The organism is Methylobacterium sp. ME121, from assembly GCF_000974725.1.
Taxonomy (GTDB): Bacteria; Pseudomonadota; Alphaproteobacteria; order Rhizobiales; family Beijerinckiaceae; genus Methylobacterium; species Methylobacterium radiotolerans.
This window is the reverse complement of record NZ_BBUX01000002.1, coordinates 97,974-114,158: the sequence shown is the minus strand read 5'-3', so window position 1 is coordinate 114,158 and position 16,185 is coordinate 97,974. Positions and strand designations below refer to the sequence as shown.

The following is a 16,185-nucleotide window of genomic DNA, read 5'->3' as shown; positions in this document are numbered from 1 at the left end:
CGTCAGACCTTGTTGACCGCGGCGCGGCCGAGCAGGCCGTCGGGGCGCAGGGTGAGGGCCAGGATGATCACCGAGAACACCACGAGCTGCGTGTAGGTCGAGCCGAGGGTCGCGGTGACGCCGGCCTCGACGAGGCCGTAGAGCAGCCCCGCCAGGATTACCCCGGTGGCGGAGCCGATCCCGCCGAGGATCGCGACCGCGAAGGCCTTGATGCCGAACAGCGTGCCGAGCTCGGCCGAGACCGAGAACAGCGGCGCGATCAGGAGGCCCGCGATGCCGGCCAGCACCGCCGAGAGCGCGAAGGCGCAGGCCACGGTGCGGCGCACGTCGATCCCCATCAGGCGGGCGGCGTCGGCGTTCTGCGCCACGGCGAGCAGGACGCGGCCGAGATCGGTCCGGCGGAACACCGTGCGGATCGCGAAGGCGAGCGCGATCCCGACGACCGGGATCACGAGCTGCAGCGGGTAGATGCCGGTCCCGAGGATCTCCACCGGCTTCGTGGCCAGCGGCGAGGGCAGGCTCCGCGGCTCCTTGCCGAAGGTGAACAGCACGGTGTTGTCGAGGACGATGCCGCCCGCCACCGTCGCCAGGAGCCACGCATCCGAGCCGCGCGCCACGAACGGGCGGACCAGCGCCCGCTCGACCACGAGGCCGAACAGGGCGCAGCCGGCGAGCGCCAGGACGATCGCCGCCGGCATCGGCCAGCCGAGGGTGACGCCCAGCGCGTAGGCCAGGACCGCGCCCAGGGTGACGACGCTGCCCTGCGCGAAGTTCACGGTCCCCGACACCGCGTAGGTCACGTGGAAGCCCAGGGCCACGAGGCCGTACATGCTGCCGAGGCCGAGGCCGCTGACGAGGATGGAGGTCAGCATCGCCGGGCTCAGTTGGTCACCGCGACGATCTCACCGTCCTTGAAGCGGGTGAACACGTAATCGTTCGGTCCCAGCGCGTCGTGCTGGCCGGGGGCGAAGGGCTTGTCGTAGGTTTTGATCAGGCCCGGATAGGTGCCGATCTTGTAGAAGCCGTCGCGGACCTTCGGGCCCTCGGTCGAGCCGGCGGCCTGGATGGCGAGCGCCAGCAGATGCGTCGCGTCGTAGGCGTTGGCGATGCCGACGGCGGGGGTGACGTCGGCCATCGACTTGATCGCCGGGTACTTGGTCTTGAGCGCGTCGAGGACGGCGCTCGCCTTCGGCGACGTGTTGCCCGCGAAGGTGAAGGTCTGGATGAAGTGGACCTTGCCGGCGCTCGGGCCGGCGAGCTCGTCGAAGCGGCCGCCCGCCGGGCCCCAGTGCGAGACGACCGGCACCGACCAGCCCATCCGGTCGAGGGATTTCACCACCTGGGCCGAGGGGCCGACATTGCCGACGAGGAACAGCGCGTCGGCGCCGGCCTCCTTCAGCCGGGACAGCTGGGGCACCATGTCGACGTCGTTGGCCTCGTACTTCTCGATGCCGGCCGCCGGCAGGTTGGCTGCCTGGAGGGCGTCCTTGAGGCCCTTCTGGTTCGACTCGCCCCAGGCGTTGTTGACGAGGATCATGCCGGGCTTCTTCGCCCCGTAGGTCTTCACCGCGTAGGATACCAGCGCCTCGTCGACGAGGGCGTCGACCGCGGAGACCCGGAAGGCGTAATTGTCGGCGGCGCCGTTGCGGGTGATGCCGGTCCCGGCCGCCCACGGGCCGATGAACGGCACCTTCATCTGGTTGGCGATCGGCACGATCGCCATCGAGACCGGCGTGTCGAGGCCGCCGACCACCGCGACGACGCCGACCCGCTGGATCAGCTCGCGGGTCGCCAGCACGCCCTTGGACGGGTTGGCCTCGTCGTCGCGGGCCACGAGCTCGAGGGGGCGCCCGAGGACGCCGCCCTTGGCGTTGATCTCGTCGATCGCGAGCCCGATCCCGCGGGAGATCGCCTCGCCGGATTTCGCGGACTGGCCGCTCAGGGCGGTCACGAGGCCGATCTTGACGGTGTCGGCCGCCTGCGCGGCCGAGACGGCGAGGCCGAGCAGGGCGCTCGTCGTCACGGCGATGCGGCGCAGGGTCGGGGGCAGGAAGGAGGCCATGGCTGTCTCCGAGGGGCGGGGCAGCCCAGCCGACCGCAACCTCCATGCCACTGAAAAATCGAAGCTTCGCCGCCCGCACGTGACCGTGCGTGCTGCACCGAAGGCAATCTGTGCTCAATCGTCGATCAAAGTGCATACACTTCCTGCATGCACAGAAGAGGCTTTTGCGGCACGTTAGGGCCGACAGGAGGCCTGCCATGACCGACGTGACCCACGATGCCGCGACCGCGCGCGACGCCGCCAACGTCACCGCCTATCTCGAAGCTTCGATGGTGCCGGATCCCGAGACGGCCGCGCGCTACATGGCGCCGGGCACCCGGATCGTGTTCACCGGCGCCCGGGTCTTCAACCATCCGTCCGAGGTCACGGCCTTCAATGCCGGCCGCTACGCCTGGGTGAAGAAGCGGATGGAGCGGCTGGACGTGGTCCCGGGCGACGGCGTCACCACGGTCTACAGCCTCGGCACCCTGTACGGTGCGTGGCCGGACGGCACGCCCTTCGAGGGCAACCGCTACGTCGACCGTTTCACCGTGCGCGACGGCCTGATCGTCGGCATGGAGGTCTGGAACGACAGCGCCGAGCGCCTGCTGACGAAGCACGGCCTCACGGCCTGAGGCGGGAGGTCAGGCTCCGCGGCCGGCACCCGCGACGTAGGGCGCCAGCAGGCGGGCGAGATCGCGCTCGCGCGGGGTCGGCGGCACGATGCGCGCCCGCTCGGCGACGGCGTCGAGGTGGTGGTCCATGAGCGTGGCGGCGCGCTCGGCATCGCCCGCGACCAGGGCGGCGACGATGTCGCGGTGCTCGCTCACGGCGCAGTCCGAGGAGTGCGGCCGGCTGTAGAGGGACAGGATCAGGGCGCAGCGATAGCCGAGTTCGGCGACGTAGCGGGTCAGCACGGCGCTGCCGGTCATCTCGGCGAGCATCAGGTGGAACTCGGTGGCGAGGCGGATCGACAGCGCCTCGGGCCCGCCCCGGGCGGCCTCCTCGCGGGCGATCTGGTCCAGCAGAACCTGGCGCTGCTCCGGACTGAGCTGTCCGGCGAGGCGGCGCACCACGAGCCGCTCCAGGCCGAGGCGCACGTCGAAGGTGTCGCGCGCCTCCTCCCAGCTCGGCGTCGCCACGACGGCGATGCGGTTGCGGCGCAGGTCGACCAAGCCTTCCCCGGCCAGCCGCAGCAGGGCTTGCCGCGCGATGGTGCGGCTGACCCCGAAGCGCTCGCCCAGGGCATCCTCCGGCAGGCGGTCTCCGGGGGCGAGCGCCCGTTCCACGATGGCCCGTCGCAGGGCCTGGCAGATCGCGCCCACGCGATCGCCCTCGTCCGCCGCCTTCATGGACGGCGCCTGGACTCTGTCGCCCGTATCCGCGCGGACTGAACCGTCATGATCCTCCCTCGGGTGCGATCCATCGCGACGCGTCGGGCCTGTGCCCGATCGGCTCTTCGCAGACCTGATGCCGGGTGTGCAACGGTCGCGCCAGCGCCGGCGGCGACCGCCCGGAGCCCGGAAAGACCGTCGATCGGGCGGCGCGGGCGGCCACATAGCCATCGCGGAAGCGCGTCTGCCGACTCGCCGACGGCCCGCGTCGTGCGGGCCGTACGGTGATCGTGAACAAAGTGTCGCCGATCCTCCGACCTGATCCCTCGCCATCGGTGGCCGCGCGATCGCGATGTCGCCAAATGTCCGCTCGGTGTTCGGCAGGACGCTCTGTCTCAAAATCGGTCTTCTGCGTCCCAAAACACGGGTATGATCCGCGGTGTGTAGGGCCAGCTACAGCGGCTTCACGGATCGGACCTTACGGACCTTCGCGGACGCAGACGACGTCGAGGTCGCGCGAAAGATCGCGACGACGATCGTGCGGGGGCGGGGTCATGAAGCAAATCGTTCTTCCATCCGTGGTCGTGGGCATCCTGTGCGGTGCCTGCGCGACCTCTTCCGACAAGGTCGCCGCGACGTACGTGTCGCCGATCCAGTACAGCAACCTGTCCTGCACCCAGATCCGCGAGGAGGCCGGCCGCGTCTCGGTGCGCGCCGCGCAGGCTGCCGGGGCGCAGGACGAGAAGCGCCGCGGCGATCAGGTCGCCACGACGGTCGGCGCCGTGGTGTTCCTGCCGGCGCTCCTGTTCATCGACGGCGACAATCACCAGACGGCCGAACTCGCGCGGCTCAAAGGCGAGGTGAAGGCGCTGGAGCAGGCTTCCGCCGAGAAGCGCTGCGGTCTCGACTTCGAGCCGCAGCCCGCGCGCCGCTGAGCCGTCCGGCCCGGACCCGCGCGAAGCACAACTCAAAGACGATGTAGTTTGTGACTTCTATTCTTTGAGTAGATTATGGACGTTGAGGAGTTGGTAACTCTATGTAATTCAATCCCTGAAGACATGCAAAGTGTTGCCGGTGCGTTACATCGTCAATGAAGCGCGCCTGATAAGTCATCGCCACTCAATGGCACCAACGGAAACTGCGCAGACATGACCAAGATTCTGGCCTCTCTGGCCGCCTTCACTGCCCTCAGCGCCGCGGCTTCCGCTGCCGACCTGCCGCGTCGTGTTCCGCCGCCGGTGTTCACGCCGGTGCCGGTGTTCACCTGGACCGGCTTCTACGTTGGCGTGAACGCCGGCTACGGCTTCGACGCCAACAGCCGCAACACCACCAACTACGCCCTGCGCGGCGGCACGCTGGCGAACTCGCCCGACACCAACGCGGTGGTCAGCGTCAACAACCGCAGTAACAACAATGGCTTCTCGGGCGGCGCCCAGATCGGCTACAACTGGCAGCTGACCCCGGGCTCGGGCATCGTGGTCGGTTTCGAGGCCGACGCCCAGTACGTCGACTTCGCCCGCCGCGCCAACGGCACGCTCAACTATGGGCTGACCGGCACCCCGGGCTTCGCTTTCTCGGCGCCGCGCGCCTACGTGGCGACCAGCGGCAACGGGCTGGATTACTTCGGCACCGCCCGCGGCCGCCTCGGCTACGCCTTCGACCGCACCCTCGTGTACGGCACCGGCGGCTACGCCTACGGCTCGGGCCAGGACGACCAGAACTTCGCCGGCCGCAACTTCCGCAGCAGCTTCCGCAACGGCTACGCGGTCGGCGGCGGCGTCGAGTACGCCCTGCCCACCGACTCGTTCCTGAACTTCTTCCGCTCCTCGGCCGTCACCCTGAAGGTCGAAGGCCTGTACGTGAACCTCGACCGCCAGAAGAACACTGCCAGCGGCGTCTTCATCCCGAACCTGCTGCCGCCGCGCGGCGTCGCCTACCTCAACGGCGCCGCCGCCGGGACCGAGTTCGCCGTCGTCCGCGCCGGCCTGAACTACAAGTTCGGCTCGTACTGAGCCGAACCCGCGCCTCGAGGGTTGGCATCGGCCCGCGCGGCGGCTCGGCATGGGACTGGTCCTCTGCATGCCGGTCGCCGCGCGGCGGCGATGCCCTTCGTTCGATCCTTGCATCCCCAGCCCGATCAAACTGGCGCGAGGTCGACAGAGCCCCGGGAGCCGACCGCTCCCGGGGCTTTCGTTCGAAGGGCCCTCCGCGGTCCGGGACGCGCATCGGGACCGGGTCGCGCGGGGTTGCCGTCCTCGCGCACCTGCGCACCGTCGCGCCGCGCGGGCCGTGTCGATCCTGGGACGGCCGTCCGCGCCACGGGCATGGGCCGCGCTCGACCCCGGTGTCCGACCGCGTGTCGCTGTTCGACGCGGAGAATGCGGACCGACGTCGGCGAGATTTCGGACGACATGGAGAAGCGGCTGGGCGTCGCCCTGGCCGCCGGGTCGATCGTCGGAATCGGCGTGACGCTGTTACCGCAGGAGCAGGAAGATGCCCTGCTGGGCGGATCTGGCCAGCGACAGGGCCAACATGCTCACCGACTGGCGGGTCGACAGCGCCTGCGAGTTCGCCGAATCCCGGCTCAACTCGGCGTCTGTCGGGTGATTTGATGAACCCGTTCCTCGTGCCTGCGCGATCTCAGGCCTAAAATTCGATGTCACTGATGTGTCCGAATGGCCGTGAAAGGTTGTGGCAAAGTAAATAGGCCGTGAGAACGGTTTTACCCAGAACTCGCCGAAGATGTCTACTGCTGGTTGATTTGATGCTGGCCCTGGGATGCCGGGCCCCGAGGGAGGTCGGAGGATACCGGACCAGTCCGGGGTCAGGGACCGTCCGTCCAGGGTCCGGGCCGCACGATGTGGCGCCCGACACCGCGAGACGGGCGACTGACCCTCATCAAAGTCGAGCCCCGCGAGAGAAAGCCGATCCTTAGAGGTCGTCCTGTCCCCAGCTTCTGCGCGGAAGCAATGCTGCCATGCAGGGACGGGGCCGCAGGCAACCTCACGGCCCTCCGCCGATCCATGAGCGGCCAAAGCCGGATGATCGGCGACGAGAAGTGCGTCGAGGTCCCCTATCGGCAGATCGAGAATTTCGCATGACGGTAGTGGTCTCAGGCCAAAATTCTACTCCTAATGTAAATTTCCGTCGATATTTGTTAAAATGCTTCGCTCTCAAAATAGTGGCGCGCTTGCAATTCGGAACGTGATGTACTTACGTAGAGGATGTATCGACAGCGGTCTCTTGTTTCTGCATCCGACATGTTCCTTCTGCACGGCTCTGGTTCGGGATCACGCGCGTGACGGGTTTGTCCCAGCCCACCGGGTCCGGTCCGCGATCACGGGCCGCCCGCCATCCGCCGATCGCACCGACGATCCCGGCGCTCGAGGCGGTCACACGCCAGACCTGCGCGGCGGCCTCCCGGACGATCGCTTAGCGCGCCCGACCGATCGCGCCGCCCCGCGCGGCTCGGCGCCCCTTTCCCACTCGAGGACATCATCGTGCCGCATACCAGTCTCCGGCGCAGCGAGACTTCGGACAGTTCGCAGTGCGTTCCGGTTCTGCGGCCGAGAGCCGAGGGCATCGACCGGCTCGCGGCGCTGAACGCGGCCCTCTCGGAGCAGATCCGCCTGTTCGAGGGCGCGCTGCAGAACATGAACCAGGGCCTGTGCATGTTCGACGCGCAGTCCCGCCTCGTCGTGTCGAACAAGCGCTACCGCGATATCTTCAACATCCCGCAGGACATGGTCCTCACGGGCATGGCCCAGCACGCGATCTGCTCAGCTCTGGTCGCGCGCGGCCTCTACTCGCCGGAGGTCACCGTCGCGGAGATCGAGCGCAGCACCCGCGCCGCCCTTCAGGCCGCCGAGCCCGCGCCGATCACGCGCGAACTCTGCGACGGGCGCACGCTGGCGATCAATCACCGGGTCATGGACGGCGGCGGCTGGGTCTCGACATTCGAGGACATCACCGAGCAGCGGCGGAGTGCGGAGCGCATCGCCCACCTGGCCCATCACGACGCCCTGACCGACCTCGCCAACACGCGGGCGATGCGCCAGGGCTACCGAGATCTGATCGCGGCGCAGGACGACGAGCGACCGCTGCTCGCCATGTATTACATCGACCTCGACCGGTTCAAATTCGTCAACGACACCTACGGACATGCCGCCGGCGACGAGCTCCTGCAGGAGGTCGCCGCGCGGCTGCGGAGGAACACGCGGCGGGGTGACGTCGTGGCCCGCCTCGGCGGCGACGAGTTCGCGCTGGTCCACAGGGTCGTCGACGCGGCCGCCGCGACGTCGACCGCCCAGCGCCTCGTCAACGTTCTGTCGGAGCCGTTCGATCTCGCGAGCGGGCGCGTCCATACCGGCGCCAGCATCGGCCTCGCGATCCGCGCGGTGCAGGACCTGGACATGGACCCGTTGCTGCACGACGCCGATCTCGCCCTGCGGCACTCGAAGACCGAGGGGCGCGGCGTCTTCAGCGTCTTCGAGGCCAGCATGTCCGAGGCCTTCGAGGCGCGCCGCCAGATCGAGGCCGACCTCCAGGCCGCCCTGGCGGCGGATCAGTTCGAGCTGCACTATCAGACCCTCGTCGATGCCCGCGACGGGCATGTCGCCTGCGTCGAGGCGCTGGTGCGCTGGCGCCATCCCACGCGCGGCCTGGTCCCGCCGCTGTCCTTCATCCCCCTGGCCGAGGAGACCGGTCTCATCCTGCCGCTCGGCCGCTGGGTCCTGGAGCGCGCCTGCCGGGATGCCCTGGCGTGGCCCGAGAGCGTCGACGTCGCCGTCAACGTCTCCAGCGTCCAGATGCGTCAGAAGGGGTTCGGCGCGGAAGTGCTCGCCGTGCTGGCGGAGACCGGTCTGGCCGCGGCGCGGCTGGAGGTCGAGATCACCGAGACGTCGCTGCTGGAGGAGAGCGAGGCGACGCGGGAGAATCTCGCCACGCTCCACGGCGCCGGCATCCGGATCGCCATGGACGATTTCGGCACCGGGTACTCGTCCCTGAGCTATCTGCGCCGGTTCCCGATCGACAAGATCAAGATCGATCGCTCGTTCATGAGCGAGGCCGAGACGAGCGCCGACGCGCGCGCCATCATCCGGGCGGTGGCGGGGCTGGGGGTCAGCCTCGGCATCACGACGGTGGTCGAGGGCGTCGAGACGGCGCAGCAGCTGGAACTCGCGCGGGCCGAGGGTGTCGGGCAGGTTCAGGGCTATCTCCTGGGACGTCCGCAGCCGCAGGCGTCGCTGTCGCGCGCGGGCCTGCCGACGCATCGATGGTGATCCGATCGGCCATCCGCGGGGCCTCGGACCCGCGTCTCCGTAATGCCACCGGGCCGGAGACGGGTCATCGAGCGGGCGCGCCGGAGCCGCGCCGCTCAGGTCGAAGGCGGTCATCACGGGACGGAAGGTCTCCACGAAGGCGGGATCCAGGTTGCCGGACATCGATCGCAGGAGGCCGCAGGCCACTTCATCCGACATCGACGGTCGGTAGGGCCGCCGCGCGGTCAGCAGCCCCGGCTTGTTGAGGATCGACAGCGGGATCTTCGTCTTCCCGACATCGTGCGGCCGCGCGGCCTCGGTCAGGCGGTAGGCGTCGAGATCGCCGAAGCCCAGCTCGATCGCGAAGGCGGCCGCGAGGCCCGTCACCCGCAGGCAGTGCCGATGGGTGGCCTCATCGAGGCCGGGCGTCACCGTCCGGCCGGAGAAGAAGGTCTCGACGGGAACGGCCGGGCCACCTCCGTCAGCCCGGCCGCGGCGGCGGAGCCGCCCTGATCCCGGAGCTGATCGATCCTGTCCTGCACGATTCTCACCGCCGACGCGGCCGGGAGGGTCTCGCTCGTACCCAGCAGCCGCGCCAGGGCCTCGGTCGGCGCGGCGTTGCCGTGGATCAGGAGCGGCGACGGCGCGCCCGTGTCGCGGGCCGGCGCCAGTATCCGTCGCAGGCGCACGATCGCGTGCGACGTGAGTTGCGCCACGTCGCCGACGACGAGGTCGGCTCCGGCCGCCGGCGCGGCCTCGTCATAGAGGTCGTGGGTGCTTCACGGCCGGGCCGGATCGACGTCGCGCGCCAGACGCTCGGTGCGGGACAGGTCGTCGGAGACGAACAGCAGCCCGCCCAAGCCGGCTTCCCTGAGTCGGGGTGCGCGACGCCGTGACCGATTGGGGTCGCGGTCGCGATCAGGAGCCGAGCAGGTGCCGGAGGGCTGCGCCCGTTCCCGGATCCCGCAGCGTGAGGTCGTCCAGCGACTGATCCATCCCGCCGATGGCCTGCTCGAACACGTGGCTGAGTTCGGGCAGCCGCTCTCCGCAGCCCTGGATGTGCGGAGCGCGAGCCGAGATCCTCGCCGCGCGCGTGCGCGGCGACGAGATCCGCGCGCAGCCGGCGGACTGGTCCGAGCCGCGGGGCCGGACCGGGAGGACGCGGATCTCCGCCGCGATCACCTCAAGCGGCGCGGACGGTGGCGAGGAAGCGTGCGACTTCGGCGCGGAGATGCTCGGATTGCCGCGACAGCTCCGAGGCCGCCGACAGGACCTGACCGGCCGCGGCCCCCGTCTCCTCCGAGGCCTGCGCCACGCCCGCGATGTTGCCCGTCACCTCGCCGGCGCCGGTCGAGGCCTGCGCCACGTTGCGCACGATCTCCTGGGTCGCCGCACCCTGCTGCTCGACCGCCGCCGCGATCGACGTCGCCACGCCGTCGATCTCCCGGATCCGCCCCGTGATCCCGCCGATCGCCGTCACCGCCTGCGCGGTCACCCCCTGAACCTCGCCGATCTGGCGCGCGATCTCCTCGGTCGCCTTGGCGGTCTGCTCGGCCAGCGCCTTCACCTCGGAGGCCACCACCGCGAAGCCCCGCCCCGCCGCGCCGGCGCGCGCCGCCTCGATCGTGGCGTTGAGCGCCAAGAGGTTGGTCTGGCCGGCGATGCCCGAGATCATCCCGACCATGTCGCCGATCCGCGCCGCGTTCTGGCTGAGCGCCTGGACGAGGTGCGCAGTCTGGTCGGCCTCGCCCACCGCGGCCTGGGCGAGATGGGCCGAGCCCTGCACCTGCCGGCCGATCTCCTGCACCGACGAGCCGAGCTCCTCGGCCGCGGCCGCGACCGTGTTGACGTTGGTGGCGGCCTCTTCCGCTGCGGCGGCCACGGTGGTCGATTGCGCGGCGGTCTCCTGGGCGGTGGCGGTCATCTGCTGGGCGGTGGCCTGGAGCTCGGTGGCCGAGGACGAGACCAGGCCGACGATGCCGCCGACGGCGCGCTCGAAGCCGTCGGCGAGCTCGATCATGGTGCGCTTCCGCTCGGCGGCGGCGGCCGCGTCGGCCAGGCGCTTGACCTCGGCCTCCTCGGCGGCCTTGCGGGCGACCATGGCCTTGATGCCCTCGACCGCCTTGCCGACGGCGCCGATCTCGTCGCCGCGGCCGGCCTCGCGGATCTCCGCGTCGACCTCGCCCCGGGCCATCCGCTGCAGCACGCCGACGAGGCTGCCGAGCGGGCGGGTGATCCCGAAGATCACGATCAGCGCCGAGAGCGCCATCGCGCCGATCAGCCCCGCGACGGTGGCCGAGGCCAGGACCATCTTGGCGGTGCTCGCGGCTTGTTCGGCGCCGTCGCGCGCCTGCCGCAGCTCCGATGTCAGCCGGTCCACCCGGCCCTGGACGAAGTCTCGCACCTTGGCGCGGGCGACGGAACCTTCGGTCAGCAGGATCTTTGCAGCGGCTTCATTGTCGTTCTTGAGGCCGAGGCTGTTGGACCTGTCCATGGCGGCGAAGAACTCCTCCAGGATACCCTGGAGAGCCTGATTGGTGTTCTTCCGCTCAGGGGTGTCGGCGAGCGCGATCAGCGCCTTCGTCGCGTCGAACGCCCCCTTCGCCGCGGCATCGTAGCGGGCCCGGTAGCTGCCCATCTCCTGCTCGCGGGTCTCGAGAATGAGATTGCGCGCGTTGACGGCGGCCTCGTTGACGTTGATCCGGACGGCGAGGATCTTCTCCAAGCGAACGACCTGCAGATCGACGATGTCCCGGGTCTGACGCGACAGATCGTTCAGGTTAGCGTTCGCGTAGAAGATCAAACCAGCGGAGAGCGCCGCCATCAGCAGAAGTGGCAGGAACGATTTCACCAGGACTTTAGTATTGCGCAACATCACGGCCCCCGTCAGTGTCTGATGTGCTAGGTGTCAGTTATCATACTTAAAAAATAGTGAAGACAGGTTTTGACCGACTTATCGTCGTCGCGTAGATTGTCAATATCCGCGTGATGCAACTTGAGAGATCAGTTCTGGTCCGTGGCCGACACAGGGACGTGGACGTTGTCCGCCGCCGGGATTGGAGAGGATCTGCGGCGCGGGTCCCGTCATCAGGGTCGTCCGAGGAGCCCCTTCCGACCTCGGACCGTGACGCGCCCGGCACGCTCGGAGCCGAAGGTCTGCATCCCCGCGGCGCGTCCGCATTTGTCCGCGGCGCGAGGATCGCGCTCAGTGTCCGGTGGGACGATAGGCGGACGATATACGGACGAGGTGTGAAGGGTGCGCGATATGCATAACGCCCCTTTCTGGTTGAGCTATTTCTCTATCGATGTTTCCATAAGTAGAATATCGATCACAGGGTTCTTTTTTCAAGCTCAATCAAGGCAACGGATTGACATGCGAAAATTGATATACAACTCTTACGCTGCGTGTCTTGAGGGGGATTGGCAGGTATGCTACCTGAGGTTGGTACTGGCGGGAGAAATGTTTTTGACGCGGCTTTGAAAAATTCAATAAAGATCGTTTGTGCCTACGTCTCCCGAAATTCGGTCTCGCACACCCAGCTCTGTGAGATTTTGGTTAGTACGTACGAGATGCTTTGCCAGATCAGCGTGGGACCGGCGCCCGCGGTCGCGACGCCCGAAGCCGCGACCGCGCGGGAGATCCGCACGTCCATCCAGGCCGAGGGCCTGATCAGCTTCATCGATGGCAGGTCCTACAAGACGCTCAAGCGTCATCTGACGGCGCACGGCCTGACACCGCAGGATTACCGCGCCAAGTACGGGTTGCCGCGCGACTATCCGATGGTCGCTCCGGGTTACGCCGCCAAGCGCTCGGAGATCGCGCGATTGCTGCAGCTGCGCCATAAGTGAGGATAGGCCTGCGCGACCGCGCGAGGATCGGTCCGCCGGGATGGGTCCGACATCGCGGCGGGCGTCGCCGAACCGGCCGCGACTGCCACCGGCGCCACCGGAGGCCGGCCCCGCCGCGCTGCGCGCGCACGCCCGAGCGTCGCGATCGCGGTCTCCTTCGCGGAGGCGGTCGCGGCCGGCGGCCGCGACGACAAACGAGAAGATATCCTCGAGCCCTGAGCGGCGCTCTCGGGCGAGACGCGCTGACCCCCTCCCTTCGGGCTGTCAGGCGCGTCCGAGCGGGTATCGCGCCTTCTGCTCGGCCGCGAACCGGCTCGCCTCCGCCCGCATCCGGGTCCGGAACCGGTCGGCCTCCTGCCGATCGTCAACGCCCTCGGCGCTGATGAGCCAGCGGGACGTCGCCGCCGCGACGGCTGGGCCGACGCCGACGAGGGTGCCGTCGCGCATGTCCCGCTCCATGGGCGCGCCCCGGCCGCGGGCAACGCCCAGGCCCGCGGCCGCGCTGCCAGTCTTCGAAGAGGCGGATGTTGCGCTGGGCGGAGGCGGGAGCCGCCCGAGACGGAGGGCGCGATCGAGAACTCGGATCCCGGCGAGCTGCGGGGGCCACGCCTCGACCAGGATCGGCCGGAGCGGGCGGCGACGCGGTCAGTCCCGCGGTGTCGGGCCGGCGACGGGCGCCTTCGGCACTGCGAGACGTCCCTCCGCGGCCTTGTTGATGTACTGGCTGGCGATGAAGAGTCCCTTCAGCGGCCGGATGATCGGCACGCAGGCCAGGATGAGCAGCGGGAGCGTCACCGCCGCGTGGACCCAGAGCGGCGGATCGTAGGCCAGTTCCAGCCAAATCCCGAAGGCGGTGACGGGGAACGCCATCGTCATCATGATGAAGAAGGCGGGCCCGTCCGCCGGGTCGGCAAAGCTGTAGTCGAGGCCGCACGCCTCGCAGCGCGGCCGCAGGGTGATGAAGCCGTCGAACAGACGGCCTTCCCCGCAGCGCGGGCAGCGGCAGCGCAGCCCGACCGACATGAGCGATTGATCGGTAGTCCTCTGCATCATCCACGTTCCTGAACAGCGGGCCGGTCCCTGTGCGGACGGGCTTGTGCCTGTCGATTGTATGGCATATTAAACCATACAATAGCGGTGGAAACCGAGCGACCCGGTGAATCGTCCGCCGAGCGCGGAACGGACGCACGGCTGTGCTCGCCGGTCGTACTCTGAATGTATGCATACGCTAGCGCGAGAACAGGGGTCAATGTTGGAATCCTGGAGCCCGACAATCGCCGGCGAGACCGGGCCCAAGTACCTCGCCATCGTCCGGGCGCTGACCGCGGACATCCGTGCCGGCCGGCTCGCGCCGGGAGCGCGCCTGCCGCCGCAGCGCGCGCTGGCGAAGCAGCTGAACGTCGATCTCACGACGGTGACGCGCGCCTTCAACGAGGCGCGCCGAGTGGGATTGATCGACGCGACGGCTGGCCGGGGCAGTTTCGTCCGGGGGCCCCGGTCGCCGGCCGCGGAGGTGCCCCGGCCTGATCCGTCCGGCAGCATCGACTTCAGCATGAACATGCCGCCCCAGCCCGCGGCGGCGCGACTGGCGGAGCGCCTGGAGGCAGGTCTGTCGCGGCTCGCCGGATCGTCCGGCTTCCTCGCCCGAATGCAGTACCAGGACAGTGCCGGGAACCTGGCCGACCGGGCGGCGGCGGCCCACTGGCTCGGTCAACGGCTCGGGACACTCCCGGTGCAGCGCGTCCTCGTGGCGGGCGGTGCCCAGGTCGTGCTCGCCGCCGTGCTCGCCGCCATCCTGAAGCCGGGCGACGCCCTCTGCGTCCCGGCGCTCACCTATCCCGGGCTGCGCACGGCCGCGGAGCGCCGCGGAGTCCGCCTCGTGCCGGTGGCCGGCGACGCGGAAGGGCTCGAGCCGGACGCCTTCCGCGAACGCTGCGAAACCGAGCGTCCGCGGGCTCTGTACCTCGTTCCGACGCTCGACAACCCGACCACCGCGACCCTGCCGGCGGTCCGGCGGCGGCAGATTGCCGAGATTGCCAGAACGCACGGCGTCGCCATCATCGAGGACGACGCGTACGGCGCACTGCCCCTGGACGCTCCGGCTCCCATCGCGTCCCAGGCGAGCGACATCACGTGGCACATCGCGACGCTGTCCAAATGCGCGAGTCCCGGCCTGCGCGTCGCCTACGTCGCGGTCCCGGGAACGAACGAGGCGGTGCGGCTGGCGGCCGAACTGCGCGCCATCAACTTGATGGCCTCGCCTCTCACGGCCGCGCTCGCCTCACACTGGATCGCCGAGGGCGAGCTCGACGCCGTCGTCGCGGCGATCCGGCAGGAGAACGCGCTCAGGCAGGCCGTCGCGCGCGAGACGCTCCAGGGTCTCGACGTCCGGGGGCATCCGTGCGGGCACCATCTGTGGCTCCGGCTTCCCGCTTTCTGGCGTCGCGGCGAGTTCGGCGCCCACGCGCGGCAGCTCGGCGTGTCGGTCATCCCGAGCGACGCCTTCGCGGTCGGGCCTGCTCCGGAAGCCATCCGCGTCTCCCTGGGCGCGGCGCCGGACGCCGAGACGCTCCGATACGGCCTCAGCCTGCTCGCGACGTTGCTGGCGCATCCGCCCGGCGCGATCTCGACCGTTGTCTGAGCCGGCCGAGGCGGCCCGTGCCTCGCGCGTTCGGGCAGTCCGCGCCGCCCGGACGAGCGCTGTCCCTCGATCGTCGGCCGACTCCTGCTGGGGGAGGCGCGCTCCCCGTGGGACGCCCGGCGCGTGCCGATCCGAATCCGCTCACCGCGAAGGGAACGCGATGCTGTGCTGTCTTGGGCAGACGCGATCGCGGATCCTGCGCCGTCCCGCGCGCGCCGTGGCGCTCGCGCTGGCCCTGCTCGCGTCCGCCTGCTCGGACGATGGGCGGGAACGCCGCCGTGCCCTGGGCGAGACGTCGACGTTCGACGACGTCATGCGGGTGGCCGACGCGGAGCGCGGCGGGCGGCTGTTCGGTCAGTGCGCCGCCTGTCACACGATCAGCCCCGGCGCGGGCGATCGGAACGGTCCCGGACTCTACGACGTGCTCGGCAAGCCCGTTGCCAGCAACAGCAGGCGCTACGGCTATACCGGGGCGCTGCGGTCGCTGGGCGGCGTCTGGACCCCGGAGCTTATGGACCTCTGGCTCTCCGCCCCGGCGAAGCTCGCGCCCGGCACCAGCATGAGCTTCCGCGGCCTCCCCGATGCCCTCGATCGGGCGGATATCATCGCCTACCTTCTGACGCAGTCGCCCGGGGACGGTGACGCCGAGCCGCGGCCGGCGCGGCCCTGAGCCGGTCCTGTCGGCGTCGCTCGTCCGCCCGCACAGGTCGGAAGCGGGGCAGTGCTGCCGGTCAGACGAAATGCGCCGGCAGGGCCACGTCCTGCGCGTACTGGATCACAGCCAGTGCGAGACCCGCGATCATCGACCAAGCGACGATGCGGTCGGATCCGGACGCGGTGTTCGTCATCATGCGCGTGACCATCTGCCGTCTCCTCCTCGTCGCGGCCCGAGATCGGCCGCCGTGAGGCGGCGTTATGGTCAAGCTCCTTTGCCGCAGGATTGCGCGAAGTATTTCGTCCCGTGCGGCGGCATGGGCTGACCCGACGATCCCGGCCCGCGCGGGATCGCCGGAACCGGCAGTCTGCGGCCGTCCTTCGCGACGGCGGCAAGCCGACGTC

The 16,185-nt window shown here is 69.5% G+C and carries 17 protein-coding genes; 8 read left to right on the top strand and 9 right to left on the bottom strand.

What is annotated here, in order from left to right; translation table 11 throughout:
• Window positions 1-2: 2 nt before the first annotated feature.
• Together ME121_RS02950 and ME121_RS02945 are read right to left on the bottom strand one after the other, a co-directional pair.
• Window positions 3-872: a branched-chain amino acid ABC transporter permease gene (locus ME121_RS02950; RefSeq protein ID WP_043348786.1), complete on the bottom strand. Its 870-nt coding sequence runs from the start codon at window positions 870-872 to the stop codon at window positions 3-5.
• 8 nt (window positions 873-880) lie between these two features.
• Entirely contained in the window at window positions 881-2,062 is a 1,182-nt protein-coding gene (locus ME121_RS02945) for an ABC transporter substrate-binding protein (protein ID WP_053620493.1), read from the bottom strand.
• A 197-nt stretch (window positions 2,063-2,259) separates the two neighbouring features.
• Between ME121_RS02945 and ME121_RS02940 the strand changes: the two genes are divergently transcribed.
• Window positions 2,260-2,676: a nuclear transport factor 2 family protein gene (locus ME121_RS02940; RefSeq protein WP_012320244.1), complete on the top strand. Its 417-nt coding sequence runs from the start codon at window positions 2,260-2,262 to the stop codon at window positions 2,674-2,676.
• 9 nt (window positions 2,677-2,685) lie between these two features.
• Here the strand turns inward: ME121_RS02940 and ME121_RS02935 are convergent, their stop codons facing one another.
• Window positions 2,686-3,393 carry a GntR family transcriptional regulator gene (locus ME121_RS02935; protein ID WP_043074106.1) on the bottom strand — a complete coding sequence of 236 codons (708 nt, stop codon included), beginning with the start codon at window positions 3,391-3,393 and terminating at the stop codon, window positions 2,686-2,688.
• Window positions 3,394-3,929: 536 nt separating this feature from the next.
• On the opposite strand from ME121_RS02935, the gene ME121_RS02930 reads away from it, so the two are divergent.
• From ME121_RS02930 to ME121_RS02920, 4 genes are all read left to right on the top strand, one after another.
• A complete protein-coding gene (locus ME121_RS02930) occupies window positions 3,930-4,310 on the top strand; it encodes a hypothetical protein (protein WP_012320242.1) in 381 nt (126 codons plus the stop codon).
• A 213-nt stretch (window positions 4,311-4,523) separates the two neighbouring features.
• Window positions 4,524-5,387, top strand: coding sequence for an outer membrane protein (locus ME121_RS02925; protein ID WP_059408327.1), 864 nt, complete (start codon window positions 4,524-4,526; stop codon window positions 5,385-5,387).
• Between the two features lie 366 nt (window positions 5,388-5,753).
• Window positions 5,754-5,987, top strand: coding sequence for a hypothetical protein (locus ME121_RS33185; protein ID WP_158682012.1), 234 nt, complete (start codon window positions 5,754-5,756; stop codon window positions 5,985-5,987).
• An 888-nt stretch (window positions 5,988-6,875) separates the two neighbouring features.
• The gene (locus tag ME121_RS02920) at window positions 6,876-8,657 is read left to right on the top strand and encodes a putative bifunctional diguanylate cyclase/phosphodiesterase (RefSeq protein WP_012320240.1); all 1,782 of its coding nucleotides are present in this window, start codon (window positions 6,876-6,878) and stop codon (window positions 8,655-8,657) included.
• A gap of 407 nt (window positions 8,658-9,064) precedes the next feature.
• Here ME121_RS02920 and ME121_RS02915 read toward each other — a convergent pair whose 3' ends face one another.
• The 3 genes from ME121_RS02915 to ME121_RS02905 form a co-directional block, all read right to left on the bottom strand.
• Window positions 9,065-9,352, bottom strand: coding sequence for a hypothetical protein (locus tag ME121_RS02915; protein ID WP_053620491.1), 288 nt, complete (start codon window positions 9,350-9,352; stop codon window positions 9,065-9,067).
• Window positions 9,353-9,554: 202 nt separating this feature from the next.
• Window positions 9,555-9,818 (bottom strand): hypothetical protein, encoded by a 264-nt coding sequence (locus tag ME121_RS02910; RefSeq protein WP_012320238.1) that lies wholly within the window; start codon window positions 9,816-9,818, stop codon window positions 9,555-9,557.
• A 1-nt stretch (window position 9,819) separates the two neighbouring features.
• On the bottom strand, window positions 9,820-11,511 hold the full coding sequence (locus tag ME121_RS02905; protein WP_012320237.1) for a methyl-accepting chemotaxis protein: 1,692 nt from the start codon (window positions 11,509-11,511) through the stop codon (window positions 9,820-9,822).
• Window positions 11,512-12,065: 554 nt separating this feature from the next.
• Here ME121_RS02905 and ME121_RS02900 point away from each other — a divergent pair.
• Window positions 12,066-12,485, top strand: a complete 420-nt coding sequence (locus ME121_RS02900; protein ID WP_059408326.1) for a Ros/MucR family transcriptional regulator — start codon at window positions 12,066-12,068, stop codon at window positions 12,483-12,485.
• 264 nt (window positions 12,486-12,749) lie between these two features.
• On the opposite strand, the gene ME121_RS02895 is transcribed toward ME121_RS02900, so the two are convergent.
• Both ME121_RS02895 and ME121_RS02890 read right to left on the bottom strand, forming a co-directional pair.
• Window positions 12,750-12,932 (bottom strand): hypothetical protein, encoded by a 183-nt coding sequence (locus ME121_RS02895; protein WP_024829393.1) that lies wholly within the window; start codon window positions 12,930-12,932, stop codon window positions 12,750-12,752.
• A 198-nt stretch (window positions 12,933-13,130) separates the two neighbouring features.
• Entirely contained in the window at window positions 13,131-13,535 is a 405-nt protein-coding gene (locus ME121_RS02890) for a DUF983 domain-containing protein (protein ID WP_206406684.1), read from the bottom strand.
• Between the two features lie 199 nt (window positions 13,536-13,734).
• Here ME121_RS02890 and ME121_RS02885 point away from each other — a divergent pair, with 199 nt between their 5' ends.
• Both ME121_RS02885 and ME121_RS02880 read left to right on the top strand, forming a co-directional pair.
• Window positions 13,735-15,126 (top strand): aminotransferase-like domain-containing protein, encoded by a 1,392-nt coding sequence (locus tag ME121_RS02885; protein ID WP_012320233.1) that lies wholly within the window; start codon window positions 13,735-13,737, stop codon window positions 15,124-15,126.
• 160 nt (window positions 15,127-15,286) lie between these two features.
• The gene (locus tag ME121_RS02880; protein ID WP_012320232.1) at window positions 15,287-15,796 is read left to right on the top strand and encodes a c-type cytochrome; all 510 of its coding nucleotides are present in this window, start codon (window positions 15,287-15,289) and stop codon (window positions 15,794-15,796) included.
• A 61-nt stretch (window positions 15,797-15,857) separates the two neighbouring features.
• Here the strand turns inward: ME121_RS02880 and ME121_RS33180 are convergent, their stop codons facing one another.
• The gene (locus ME121_RS33180; protein ID WP_012320231.1) at window positions 15,858-15,989 is read right to left on the bottom strand and encodes a hypothetical protein; all 132 of its coding nucleotides are present in this window, start codon (window positions 15,987-15,989) and stop codon (window positions 15,858-15,860) included.
• Window positions 15,990-16,185 lie beyond the last annotated feature (196 nt).

Bases quoted from the DNA above. Each gene is read 5' to 3' on its own strand.
- ME121_RS02950 (WP_043348786.1), bottom strand. From the start codon at position 872: ATGCTGACCTCCATCCTCGTCAGCGGCCTCGGCCTCGGCAGCATGTAC.
- ME121_RS02945 (WP_053620493.1), bottom strand. From the start codon at position 2,062: ATGGCCTCCTTCCTGCCCCCGACCCTGCGCCGCATCGCCGTGACGACG.
- ME121_RS02940 (WP_012320244.1), top strand. From the start codon at position 2,260: ATGACCGACGTGACCCACGATGCCGCGACCGCGCGCGACGCCGCCAAC.
- ME121_RS02935 (WP_043074106.1), bottom strand. From the start codon at position 3,393: ATGAAGGCGGCGGACGAGGGCGATCGCGTGGGCGCGATCTGCCAGGCC.
- ME121_RS02930 (WP_012320242.1), top strand. From the start codon at position 3,930: ATGAAGCAAATCGTTCTTCCATCCGTGGTCGTGGGCATCCTGTGCGGT.
- ME121_RS02925 (WP_059408327.1), top strand. From the start codon at position 4,524: ATGACCAAGATTCTGGCCTCTCTGGCCGCCTTCACTGCCCTCAGCGCC.
- ME121_RS33185 (WP_158682012.1), top strand. From the start codon at position 5,754: ATGCGGACCGACGTCGGCGAGATTTCGGACGACATGGAGAAGCGGCTG.
- ME121_RS02905 (WP_012320237.1), bottom strand. From the start codon at position 11,511: ATGTTGCGCAATACTAAAGTCCTGGTGAAATCGTTCCTGCCACTTCTG.
- ME121_RS02900 (WP_059408326.1), top strand. From the start codon at position 12,066: ATGCTACCTGAGGTTGGTACTGGCGGGAGAAATGTTTTTGACGCGGCT.
- ME121_RS02895 (WP_024829393.1), bottom strand. From the start codon at position 12,932: ATGCGCGACGGCACCCTCGTCGGCGTCGGCCCAGCCGTCGCGGCGGCG.
- ME121_RS02890 (WP_206406684.1), bottom strand. From the start codon at position 13,535: ATGCAGAGGACTACCGATCAATCGCTCATGTCGGTCGGGCTGCGCTGC.
- ME121_RS02885 (WP_012320233.1), top strand. From the start codon at position 13,735: ATGTTGGAATCCTGGAGCCCGACAATCGCCGGCGAGACCGGGCCCAAG.
- ME121_RS02880 (WP_012320232.1), top strand. From the start codon at position 15,287: ATGCTGTGCTGTCTTGGGCAGACGCGATCGCGGATCCTGCGCCGTCCC.
- ME121_RS33180 (WP_012320231.1), bottom strand. From the start codon at position 15,989: ATGGTCACGCGCATGATGACGAACACCGCGTCCGGATCCGACCGCATC.